The 10,772-nt window shown below is 64.9% G+C and carries 9 protein-coding genes; 5 read left to right on the forward strand and 4 right to left on the reverse strand.

Annotation, left to right across the window (positions count from 1 at the left end):
• Positions 1-183: 183 nt before the first annotated feature.
• From istB (MFF61_RS32860) to istA, 3 genes are all read right to left on the reverse strand, one after another.
• Positions 184-915: an IS21-like element helper ATPase IstB gene (gene istB, locus MFF61_RS32860; protein ID WP_238241931.1), complete on the reverse strand. Its 732-nt coding sequence runs from the start codon at positions 913-915 to the stop codon at positions 184-186.
• Between the two features lie 173 nt (positions 916-1,088).
• The gene (gene istB / locus MFF61_RS32865; RefSeq protein ID WP_238241932.1) at positions 1,089-1,964 is read right to left on the reverse strand and encodes an IS21-like element ISMtsp8 family helper ATPase IstB; all 876 of its coding nucleotides are present in this window, start codon (positions 1,962-1,964) and stop codon (positions 1,089-1,091) included.
• Positions 1,961-3,244: an IS21 family transposase gene (gene istA, locus MFF61_RS32870; RefSeq protein WP_238241933.1), complete on the reverse strand. Its 1,284-nt coding sequence runs from the start codon at positions 3,242-3,244 to the stop codon at positions 1,961-1,963. The genes istB (MFF61_RS32865) and istA overlap by 4 nt, the downstream gene beginning before the upstream one ends.
• Before the next feature lie 153 nt (positions 3,245-3,397).
• On the opposite strand from istA, the gene MFF61_RS32875 reads away from it, so the two are divergent.
• Positions 3,398-3,922 (forward strand): aromatic-ring hydroxylase C-terminal domain-containing protein, encoded by a 525-nt coding sequence (locus tag MFF61_RS32875; RefSeq protein ID WP_238241934.1) that lies wholly within the window; start codon positions 3,398-3,400, stop codon positions 3,920-3,922.
• A 384-nt stretch (positions 3,923-4,306) separates the two neighbouring features.
• On the opposite strand, the gene MFF61_RS32880 is transcribed toward MFF61_RS32875, so the two are convergent.
• Positions 4,307-5,182, reverse strand: coding sequence for a DMT family transporter (locus MFF61_RS32880; protein ID WP_238241935.1), 876 nt, complete (start codon positions 5,180-5,182; stop codon positions 4,307-4,309).
• A 384-nt stretch (positions 5,183-5,566) separates the two neighbouring features.
• Between MFF61_RS32880 and MFF61_RS32885 the strand changes: the two genes are divergently transcribed.
• The 4 genes from MFF61_RS32885 to MFF61_RS32900 all read left to right on the forward strand — a co-directional run bounded on the left by MFF61_RS32885 (position 5,567) and on the right by MFF61_RS32900 (position 10,756).
• Positions 5,567-6,457: an SDR family NAD(P)-dependent oxidoreductase gene (locus MFF61_RS32885; RefSeq protein WP_238241936.1), complete on the forward strand. Its 891-nt coding sequence runs from the start codon at positions 5,567-5,569 to the stop codon at positions 6,455-6,457.
• Positions 6,458-6,490: 33 nt separating this feature from the next.
• Positions 6,491-8,581, forward strand: coding sequence for a glycoside hydrolase family 65 protein (locus MFF61_RS32890; protein ID WP_238241938.1), 2,091 nt, complete (start codon positions 6,491-6,493; stop codon positions 8,579-8,581).
• Positions 8,582-8,768: 187 nt separating this feature from the next.
• Positions 8,769-9,464 carry an NAD(P)H-dependent oxidoreductase gene (locus MFF61_RS32895; RefSeq protein ID WP_238241939.1) on the forward strand — a complete coding sequence of 232 codons (696 nt, stop codon included), beginning with the start codon at positions 8,769-8,771 and terminating at the stop codon, positions 9,462-9,464.
• Between the two features lie 125 nt (positions 9,465-9,589).
• A complete protein-coding gene (locus MFF61_RS32900; RefSeq protein ID WP_238241940.1) occupies positions 9,590-10,756 on the forward strand; it encodes an erythromycin esterase family protein in 1,167 nt (388 codons plus the stop codon).
• Positions 10,757-10,772: the final 16 nt, after the last annotated feature.

Here is a 10,772-nt window from a genome sequence, read left to right on the forward strand (position 1 = left end):
ACCAAGAACGCGGGAGGACCCAAAAGGGACCCGGGCTCGGCGTCCAAAAAGGACCCATCCCTGCCCATGGCTGATCCCCGCCGACGCAGAGGCCGACGTCGCGAAGCCGGCTGGGTGAGCGCAGCGGCGTCGGCCTCGTCTCCAGCCGGAGGCCATCTGCGGCGAGGCATCTCTCGGATCGTCTCAGGTGCGGGTCTTCAGCCGCCAGCTGGCGTTGCCCGTTTCCAGGATGTCGCAATGATGCGTCAGACGATCCAGCAGTGCCGTCGTCATCTTCGCGTCCCCAAACACACTCGGCCACTCTGCAAACGGTAAGTTTGTCGTCACGATCACCGAGGTGCGCTCGTAGAGACGGCTGATCAGGTGGAACAGCATCTGACCGCCTGCCCGCGGGAACGGTAGATAACCCAGCTCGTCCAGGATCACGAGGTCGGCGCGCGCCAGCTGCGAGGCCAGACGCCCCGCCTGGCCCGCCCGCGCCTCGGCTTCCAGCTGATTGACCAGATCGACCGTGTTGAAGAAGCGCACCCGTGCCTTGCGCTCGCGCACGCAGTTCGCCCCGATGGCGATGGCCAAGTGCGTCTTGCCCGAGCCCGTGCCACCGATCAGCACCGCATTGCGGTAATCGCTCAGGAAGCTGCCCCGGTGCAGCTCGCGCACCACGGCCGCGTTTACGGGCGAGCCGGCGAGGTCGAACTCGCTCAGCGTCTTCACCACCGGGAACTTGGCGTTCCCCATCCGGTAAGCCGTGGCCCGGCTCTCCACGTCGGCCAGTTGCGCGGCCAGCAATTCGCCCACCACCCGCTCGGGTGCGTGCCCGCGCTTGGCCGCCTGGGTGGTCACCTCGTCGTAGGCCGCGCGCATGCCGCGCAGCTTCAGCCTCACCATCAGCTCGAGGATGGTGTGGCGCTCCATCACAGCATCTCCATCGCACGCAGCTCGTCGTAGCGCGCACAGTCGGTGGGGCTCGCCGCGAAGGCTCTGCCGAACCTGGGTTCGCTGCTGCAGGGCACGGACGACTGTCAACGGGCTTCGAACCTTCCGCAATTTCGGGCGCGCAATTTTCCTCAGATCGGCGGGCTCGGCGGTCAGGCGATGCCGAGGTGAGCACCTCCATTCTTGGGTGGGCGTCCGCGCCGACGTGGGGGCGGAGCGAGCGGCGGAGCCTGCAGGGCGGCCTTCGAGCGGATGTGCTCGGGCATCAGGGCGGTGTGCTGGCGCAACCGGTAGCTTGAGCCCTCGATCTGCACCACCACGGCGTGATGCAACAGACGATCCAGCAGCGCGGTCGCTACCACCGGATCGCCGAACACCTCGCCCCACTCCGCAAAGCCGCGGTTCGAGGTCAGGATCATCGCGCCCCGCTCGTAGCGCGCGTTGACGAGCTGGAAGAACAGGTTGCCCCCGCCCGGCACCACCGGCAGGTAGCCGATCTCGTCCACGATCAGCAGCGCCGGCCGGCAGAAGGAGCGGATCTTCTCGCGCAGCGTTCCTTCCCGTTCGGCCCGCGCCAAGGTTCCCACGAGGTCGGCCAGGGTGGTGAAGTACACGCTGCGGCCCGCCTTCACTGCCTCCACGCCGAGGGCCACCGCCAAGTGGCTCTTGCCGGTGCCGGGCGGGCCCAGGAAGTGCAGCACCTCGCAGCGATCCACGAAGCCCAGTTCGGCCAAGGCCAGGATGCGGGTCCGGTCGAGCGAGGGCTGGAAGGCGAAGTCGAAGCTCGAGAGTGTCTTGATCGTCGAGAGCCGCGCCATCACCAGCGCGGTCTTCACCCGCCGGCTCTCGCGCAGGCTCAACTCCTCGCTCAGCAGGGCATCGACCGCCTCGAGCGCGCTGAGTTCGCCGCGCTCCAGTCGCCGCACGGTGGTGTCCACGATCTCCAGGGCGCGGGGCATCTTCAACCCCACCAGCGTGGCCTTGATGCGCTCGACGAGCGGGGGGATCATCTCGCCGGTCCCGCTCATGCCGCGTCTCCTTGGTCGGTCCTGGGCACTCCGGCTCCCGCGAGTTGGCGGGCGACGGCGTCGTAGATGGCCAGCGGGCGACGCGCGACCTGGTCGCCGGCGCGCCTGACGACCACCGGCTCGGCAGCGTCTCGTGGTTCAGGCGGGGGAGATCGCGGCCGGCGATGGGCCGGATCGACCCGCGTCAGCCCACGTCCCTCCAGAGGCAGGTGGCAGGCGACGAGGTTCCCCGCCTCGTAGATGCGGATCTGATCGGCCAGCACGTGCACCTCCAGGGCGCGCCGGCGGGTGGTGTCGGGCACGCTGTAGAGATTGCCCGCCACCGAGACGAAGCCCTCGTGGGTGACGCGCCGCTCCAGGCTGAGCACGGCTTCGTAGGGCACGGGCGGCAGCGCCCGCAGCTGGCTGCGCTCCTCCGTGAAGGCGTCCGCGACGATCCGCTTGGTCGTGGCGTGCCGGCGAGCGTTGGCCACGGTCTCGAGCCAGTGCCGCAGCTGGTCGTTCAGGTCGTCAAGGTTGCGGAACGAGCGGGCGAGGAAGAAGTCCTCGCGCAGGTAGCGGAACGGGCGCTCGACCTTGCCCTTGGTCTTGGCCCGGTAGGGCCGGCAGGCGCGCGGCAGGAACCCGTAGTGGCGCGCGAGATCGAGAAGGCTGCGGTTGTAGATGACCAGCCCGTCGGGATCGTCGCCGATCACGGCGGTCTTCATGCGGTCGTAGAGGATCTCGCGCGGGACACCCCCGAGAGCTTGGAAGGCGGCGATGTGGCAGCGCAGGACCGTCTGCAGATCCTGATGGACGACGAAGCGGGCCCAGAGATAGCGCGAGTGTCCCAGCACCATCGCGAACAGCCAGACGATGCGGGTCACGCCCGGCTCGTTGGCGAAGGTGACGACGAAGCGGGCGAAATCGACCTGGGCCTGCTGGCCGGGCGGGGTCTCGAAGCGGCGCTCGATCGGCAGAGGGGCTGAGGGGCGGAGCAGGGCCACCGCTCGCTTCACGGCGGTGTAGGCCCCCGAGAAGCCGCGCTCCTTCAGCTCGCGCCAGAGACGGACGGCGGTGAGCTGCGGGTAGGCGGCCAAGCGCTCACGCAGGTAGGGCAGGAAGGCGTCGGTGGCCCGCGGGCGGGGGGATCGCGGTCCGTAGACCGGCGGCTCGAGGCCGCGGGTGATGTACTTGGCGACCGTCTTGCGGTCGAGGCCGAGTTGGCGGGCGATGGCGGTGACCGAGAGGCCCTGCCGGTGGAGGTCCAGGATCGTCATGAGTTCCCCGAGGCTGACCACCGCGCTGCTCCCTCCCGCCACGGGGACCAGCTTCGGTGAGACGGCAGCCGCGCGGGCATCCCGGCTCAGACGGGAGGCACCGATGCGGCCAGGAGGGTGGGGAAAATTGCAGGCCCACAAGTGAGGAGGATCCAACGCCCGCTCACAGACGACATGCAGCAGATGGGGGTCGAGTACCCGAAGAGCCTCCTTAACGAGGACCGCCTGTCTGGCTTGGCGAGCCTGCTCCGGCCGGGGCCGAAGCCCGGCGAGCGTGCGCCGGACGCGGAGGTGACGCACCGCGGAGAGACAACGAGCCTGTTCCGGTTCCTCTACAACCCGGACGGCCACACCACCGGGTGGGCGCTCCTTTGCTTCGACGGTCGGTCTTCGGACGCGGGTGCCTCGCTACTCGACACCGTCGAGGCCGTGACGCCCTGGACCTGGGTGCGGCCGCGCCTCGTCCTGGCCGGCCCTATGGTCGATGGTGCGAGCGTCCCCGCCCTCTCGGACATGGACGGCAAGGCACACGGGGCCTACGGGCTGGAAGGTCGGCCGGCTTTGGTGCTCGTTCGGCCGGACGGGCACATCGCCTTCCGTGGCGACGCCGAGCGGGCCGACGAGTTGGTCGCCTACTGCCGGAAGACCTTCGGTGCGGAACCCGTACGATCGACGAGCGCGCTCGTCGCCGCTCAATAGCGCGGCGGCCGCGAGTAAGGGAGGTGCTGGCCCGACACTCTCGGGGCCGACACGTTCGGCTCTGACGGTGAAATTGGGTCGGAAGCCGAACGTCCGCTTCTTGGCGCGAATTCTAGTTCCGCTCTCCACCCAATCCGGACCTTCGGCGAGGGTGGGTCGTATGTCCGCAAGAAGTCAGGAGTTCGCGTTCAGCTGATTCGGCAATGCGCCACTTCCCGACCTTCGGCCGATGTCGCCGGAATGGCCGCTCGTCTTCCGACAGCTGCCATTGGTACGACGGTCAATCCGGCAGTCACAACGTCCCGGACCGTCATTATCCAAGCTGCCGACGACACAATCGATGTCGTCAATAGTTTTAGTCAAAAAACGGATTTACGATTAGTCTTATTTAACCATTTCCTCCAGGGCTCTTACACGTTCGCGGCGCAAGGTGAACAAGCTGGCGGCGATCACCAACGCGGCGCCGACGATGAAATGCAGTCGGACCGGGTTACCAAACAAGATAACTCCATAGAGCAAAGCCCACATGAGCATCGTGTACTGCGTCGGTGCGATCAGGGCGGCGGGAGCTCGGCGCACAGCGGCCAAGATTATGAAATTACCCGATCCCATGATCAGGCCAGACAATGCTGCTAAGCCGACATCTGGCAGCGAAGGTGCACGACCGACAGCGAGACACCCGGGCAAGCTCACCAGCAGCAGGCCGAGCATGACGGCTGCCACCATGAGATTGGCATCCTCATGGCGCGCTTGGCGCATAATTAGAATGGCAGCCGCTGTGGTCAACATCCCCCCGAAGGCAGCAACATGACCCAGTGTCATGCGTGTCACGCCCGGCTCGACCATGACCAGAATGCCGGCAAATCCCACTAAGACTGCGCCAAAACGGTACCGACCGACCTTCTCGTGGAGGAACATGGCGGAAAAAAGCGTGACGACAATCGGGGCGGAAAAGATGATCGCGTAGACGTCGGGAAGAGGAAGGACTGAAAAAGCGGAAAAGCTACAAAGGGTACCGACGCCCGCACATAGGCCTCGCATCAGCACTAGGGCTGGCCGGCGGATCTGGGGCCATATAGACGTCCTCGCGAACATGGCAGCGACAGGGATGAACGCGAAAGCCACCTGCATCGTGATGACTTGGAACACGGGATACCGTGTGGTGAGAAGCTTAGCCGTAGCATCGGCTGAAGCGAGAAGCAGATTGGCCACCAGAGCGAGCATAAGCCCGGCCGTATGGGTCTGTGTATTTTCTGCCATGGAAGGACCGGCGCTCAGACTGTGACTCCGTTTTCCAGATCAACTTGGCGAAGCCAAAGTAGCAAAACGGACGTGTCGGATGAATGTATCCACCCGCTGGCGCTATCTGTGTACCTGCGCCGCGTAGTGCACTGGCCCGCCGCTTCCATCCGCCCATGCCCCTGGGTAAACATCGGGCGGACGAGACGGCAACGGCTATCGCCAAAGCCGCGCCACTACACGCATTAATCCTGCCCGCGCTGGCCAGTGGGGTTCGTACTTCAGGACGATTCCTTAGGGATGTTCCTGATGGAGGAACGTATCCACGCTGCGGATGTTCGATCGAGCAAAGCTGCTGAGTTCCCGGAGGCTTGTCAGCTGACACTTGCAACGTGAGATCTAGATATGGCCCCAGTTCAGCTTGGTCCCGATCCAGCTCCGGCGCCCCCTCCTTCCATCCCCCCACGCTTTAAGGGACGGACGGCAATCGTCACTGGGGCCGCGCGGGGCATAGGGCGAGCCTTCGTCCTCGCGCTGGCTCGGGAAGGATGCGACCTCGTCGTATGCGATGCGCTTGAAGAACTGCCGGACGGTACGCCCTACCCGAAGCCGGGCCAGCGCGATCTCGACGAGACGCGACACTCTGCCGAGGAGCATGGGGTTCGTTGTATTGCCCTGAAAGCGGATCTGCGTGATCCGTCCCGCGGTGCCGAACTCGTGGCTAGGGCCGTCGGCGATCTCGATCGTCTCGACTTCTTGATTGCGAACCACGCAGTCACGATCGAGAAGCCAATCGCCGATATGCCGCCCGAGACCTTTGAGACCGTTATTCGCAACAATCTCAACGGCGTCTTTCACGTGCTGTCCCCGGCTCTGAAACACATGACGGCACAGGGCCGCGGCCGGATCATTATCATCAGTTCAGGATCCGGCCGTCACGCCGAGAATAATGCGTGCGCGTATGTGGCCTCAAAATGGGGCCTGATCGGTCTTGCCAAGACGGCGGCGCTTGAGGCCGCCGAGAGCGGCGTTACGGTCAATGTCATTCTGCCGGGGCCGACCGACACGGCTATGATGGACAATCCGATACGGTACAAGCAGTCGGTTCCGGACAAGCCCAATCCGACCCGGGAAGACTACCTGAGCGCTAAGAAGGACGCGACTCCTATGGGTTTGGCCTGGGTGAAGCCTGAGGATATTGCGGCCGCAGGTCTGTTCCTGCTCAGCGACGAAGCCCGCTTCATCAGCGGCGATACGCTGAGCGTCGACGCCGCGGACTGCGCGCACTGGACGTGACAGGCCAAACTCTCGCACCGAAGGCACAGCGTCATGCGAACCGGCCCTATCAGCCCGCCGCCCGTACGCGGCGGAGGTCGCTTTGAACTACCCGCCTATGTGTCCAATGGCTTTGTCGGCCTGCGAATACCGGATGTGCCACTCCTTGGTGGCTATGCCCTGGTGAATGGGTTCACGGGCGAACATCCGGAAAAGAAAATCGAGGCAGCCGCACTGGTGCCGTTCCCGCTCGGCGGCAACCTCTGCATTAACGGTGTTTCCTTGGATGACGCCACACACTGCATCGGCGATATCGAGCAAGCGTACGATTTCGCCTCGGGCGAGTTGACGACTCGCTTTAGCTTCAGCGCAGGCGGGGCTCGAGCCGACGTCGAGGTCCTCATCTTCTGCAGCCGCGACGAGCCGGCCCTCGCCTGCCAGCAGGTCGAGATCGTGGTCGACCATGCCTGCAGTCTCATCATAAGCGGCGGGATCCTGACAGGCGGCGTTAGTGGCGAGACGGTCGGCGTTGGCGGTGAGCCGCGGCGATTTTACAAAGACCTTCCTGGTAAGAGCGGACCGATAGACGGCGCGCTGCGTTGGGCAGGTCCCGGCAATATGTCAACTTGCGGTCTCGCCTATGTCACCAAGCTCGACACCGAAGTCGAAGCGCAGCGCAGTCTCGATGCGAACTCCGCGGTGCTCAACACGTCCTATCTTTTCCAAGCCGAGCCAGGGCGACGGTACCGATCGACACAGATCACGGCCCTCCTTCCAGGTGTCTTGCATCGGCAGCCGGAACTACAGGCGGCACGTCTTGCAGCGATGAACGCTGAGCGCGGCTTCTCTGAGGTCCGTGCCCGCAATCGTGCAGAATGGGACGAACTCTGGAAGAGCCGTATCGTGCTGGTTGGTGCTGATCCGCGCTGGCAAGCCATGACCGACGCAGCGTTCTTCTACCTCAATACCTCCGTCCATTCGTCGTCACATGCATCAACGTCGATATTCGGCCTGGCAACCTGGAAGAACTATCATTATTATTACGGCCATGCGATGTGGGACATTGAGACGTTTTTGGTTCCTGTCTTGTCACTCGTCCAACCTCACGCCGCCGCAGCTTTGCTGGAGTACCGCTACAGGTCGCGCACCGGCGCCAGCAACAATGCGTGTACACGGGGGCTGCGTGGTCTGCAGTTTCCATGGGAAAGCGCACCTTCCACCGGCGACGAAGCGGCACCCTTGCCAGGAACGGCCGCTTGGCATGAGGACCACGTCTCACTTGACGTCGCCCTGGCGTTTGCCCGCCACGCGCTCATCACCGGCGACCGCGATTTTATGAGAAGGCGAGCCTGGCCAATTGTCTCCGGGGTGGCCAACTGGCTGGAGTCGCGCGTATTAGTGACTTCCCGCGGCTACGAGATTCACGAAACGACGGGCATTGCCGAGCGCGAGAAGCCGACGAACAACGCGGCATTCATGAACATGTCGGCGAAGCGAGTTCTACGCGCCGCGATCGAGATCGGCACTGCGGTCGAGGAGCCGGTCAAGCCGATCTGGAACGAGATTGCGGAAAAGCTTGTTGTGCCCGAGCGCGATGATGCGATCATCTCCTATGATGCCTACAGCGATGATGACGACAAGGGAGAAACGCCTGACCCACTGATGGCGCTGTTTCCACTGGGTTGCCAGTTGTCGCCGACGACTGAGCAGGCGACCCTGGCGCTGTACCTACCGAAGGCGAAAGATTACATCGGTAGCCCGATGTTGTCGGCGTTCTATGGCGTGTGGGCCGCCTGGTCCGGCGATCGCGCCCTGGCCTCGGAACTGCTCGACGAAGGATATGCTGCCTTCCTGCACGATCGCTTTATGCAGACGCTTGAGTACCGTCACGATCGGTTCCCAGAGCAACCGATAGCGGGACCGTTCTTCGCCAATCTTGGCGGCTTCATCATGGCCCTCCTGTTTGGCTTTCCTGCGCTGATCCCAGACGCCGGCGAGCCGAAAGAGTGGGGCTGCCGTCCAGTAAACTTGCCTGCTCAGTGGGATGCTATCGAGGTGGAACGAGTGTGGATCCGCGGCAAGCCAACGCGGCTCACGGCACGACAAGGCGCTCAAAACGCTGTCTTGGATATTGGAGCGGAGTAGCGACCAGAGGTGCGATCAATTTCGATAAATAGGGAAGATGCTTTTTTGAGTTTTTGATGGTTAAGTCCGTCTGGGTTTTGTTCGCGGGGAGCTCGCCCTCATCCGTTCGGGCCGACGATCCCGCGTTCCCCAAGTCCGGAACGCTTCGCAACCCTTCTCCTCGCAGCGACAGATGACGATCTGCGTCATGGACGACCTCAAGGCTGAAGCCGATCAACTGCCGCTGGAGCCTCGACGGCTCCAGGTGCTGCTTGTCGCCGGCTCGGCGCGGCGACTCGACGGCTGCCCCGGCCTCGACGGAAAGGCACGGGCACTGATGCACCGCATGCTCGGACGCCTGCCGGCGGGCTGGCAGGTCGATCAGGTCGACATCGGCAACGAGCACGGCAAGCCCAAGATCCAGGGCTGCAACGGCTGCGTCGGCTCCTCGATGGCGCTCTGCGTCTGGCCCTGCAACTGCTACGGACCGCACAGCGACCACCAGCCCGACCTGATGTGGAACGAGAAGCTCTACCAGCGCCTCGCCCGCGCGGATGCCTGGGCCATCATCGGCCCCGTCTGGTGGTACGGGCCAACCACCAACCTGAAGGCGATGTTCGATCGCCTGGTCTGCATGAGCGGCGGCAACCCCCGACCGGACCTGATCGACATCCCGACCAGGGCTGACTGCGATCGTCACTGCCAATCCGGAGTGGAAATAGATGGAGAATGCAGACCCCTACTCTTCAAGGATCCTCACGTCCCGGCCTCGCGAAAAACCGGCAGAGCCCGCCGCGGCCGGGACGCATCGGATCAGCCTCGGCCGGAGACGGGACGGGATCTTCCACGTTCCGGCCAGCGCCACGCGGCCGGTCCTCCTACTGATTATGCTGCACGGTGCTGAGGCTTCGGCACAGGACGTCCTGCCCATGGTCTCGGCGGCAGCGGAGGATCACGCTGTCGCAATGCTGGCGCCCGATTCACGCGGGGCGATCTGGGAATGTTATCCAGCACGCCTACGGGCCGGAAATGGATTTCCTCGACGCGGGCCTGGCGCGGGTCTTCGCGCAGGTGCCGGTCGACCCCGAGCGCATTGCCGTTGCGGGCTTCTCGGACGGCGCTTCCTACGCGCTCTCGCGCCGCCTCGCCAAGGGCGACCTCGTCCGGGACGTCCTGGCTTTCTCGGACGGCTTCGCGGCGCCGGCTCGCAGGGAGGGCGCACCCCGCCTCTTCATCTCGCACGGGCGACAGGATCCGGTCCTGCCCTTCGAACGCTGCGGCCGCCGCCTGGCGGCGGTGCTGGCGCATTCGGGCTACGACGTCGCCTACACTCGTTCAGCGGCGGCCACGTGGTCCCGACGGGGATCGTCGAGGCCGCATTCCGCCGCTTCCTGGCCTGGCCGCGGAGGCTCACAAGGGCAGCCCGTCAACGAGAGGATAGCCGGCATGGTCGTCTCAGTGGCCCAGGCCCGCATTACGCCGCTCTTGCGCGAGCGGCTCGTGCCGCTGCCAGAGGTAGAGGATCCAGACTTCGCGGCCTTCGCCGACCGGTTCGCGCAGGTCCGGGTCGTGCTGCTGGGTGAGGCCACCCACGGCACCTCCGAGTTCTACCGCGCCAGGGCGGCCATCACGCAGCGCCTCGTCGCGCGCCACGGCTTCCGCGTCGTCGCAGTCGAAGCCGACTGGCCGGACGCGTCGAAGATTGACCGCTATATCCGGCACCGGGCCGACACACCGTTCCCGAACGACACCTTCACGCGCTTCCCAACCTGGATGTGGCGCAACCGCGAGATCCTGGACCTCGCGCACGGCCTGCGCGCCTTCAACGCGGGGCGGGAGCCGGCAAACCAGGTCCGCTTCCGCGGCCTCGACGTCTACAGCCTGGACGCCTCCATGGCCGCCGTGCTCGACTACCTTGACCGGGTCGATCCCGCCGCAGCACGCCAAGCCCGCGACCGCTACGGCTGCCTCTCGCCTTGGCACGCCAAGCCCGAACGCTACGGCCGCGAGGTGATGTTCGGTGCCAAGCACCCCTGCGAGGAGGCCGTCACCCGGATCCTGCACGACCTCCAGGAGAAGCAGCTCGCCTATGCGGCCCAGGATCCGGATGCCTACCTGGACGCGGCGCAGAACGCCCGCATCGTGCGCGCGGCCGAGCAGTACTACCGCATCATGTATCGCGGCTCCGTCGAGTGATCAGCCCCCACGGGGT

The sequence above is a fragment of the Methylobacterium isbiliense genome, from assembly GCF_022179325.1.
Lineage (GTDB): Bacteria > Pseudomonadota > Alphaproteobacteria > Rhizobiales > Beijerinckiaceae > Methylobacterium > Methylobacterium isbiliense.

What these genes read in the sequence shown, in the direction of transcription:
- istB (WP_238241931.1), bottom strand. Translation starts at nt 915, where the DNA reads ATGGAGCGCCACACCATCCTCGAGCTGATGGTGAGGCTGAAGCTGCGC.
- istB (WP_238241932.1), bottom strand. Translation starts at nt 1,964, where the DNA reads ATGAGCGGGACCGGCGAGATGATCCCCCCGCTCGTCGAGCGCATCAAG.
- MFF61_RS32875 (WP_238241934.1), top strand. Translation starts at nt 3,398, where the DNA reads ATGCAGCAGATGGGGGTCGAGTACCCGAAGAGCCTCCTTAACGAGGAC.
- MFF61_RS32880 (WP_238241935.1), bottom strand. Translation starts at nt 5,182, where the DNA reads ATGGCAGAAAATACACAGACCCATACGGCCGGGCTTATGCTCGCTCTG.
- MFF61_RS32885 (WP_238241936.1), top strand. Translation starts at nt 5,567, where the DNA reads ATGGCCCCAGTTCAGCTTGGTCCCGATCCAGCTCCGGCGCCCCCTCCT.
- MFF61_RS32890 (WP_238241938.1), top strand. Translation starts at nt 6,491, where the DNA reads ATGCGAACCGGCCCTATCAGCCCGCCGCCCGTACGCGGCGGAGGTCGC.
- MFF61_RS32895 (WP_238241939.1), top strand. Translation starts at nt 8,769, where the DNA reads ATGGACGACCTCAAGGCTGAAGCCGATCAACTGCCGCTGGAGCCTCGA.
- MFF61_RS32900 (WP_238241940.1), top strand. Translation starts at nt 9,590, where the DNA reads ATGGATTTCCTCGACGCGGGCCTGGCGCGGGTCTTCGCGCAGGTGCCG.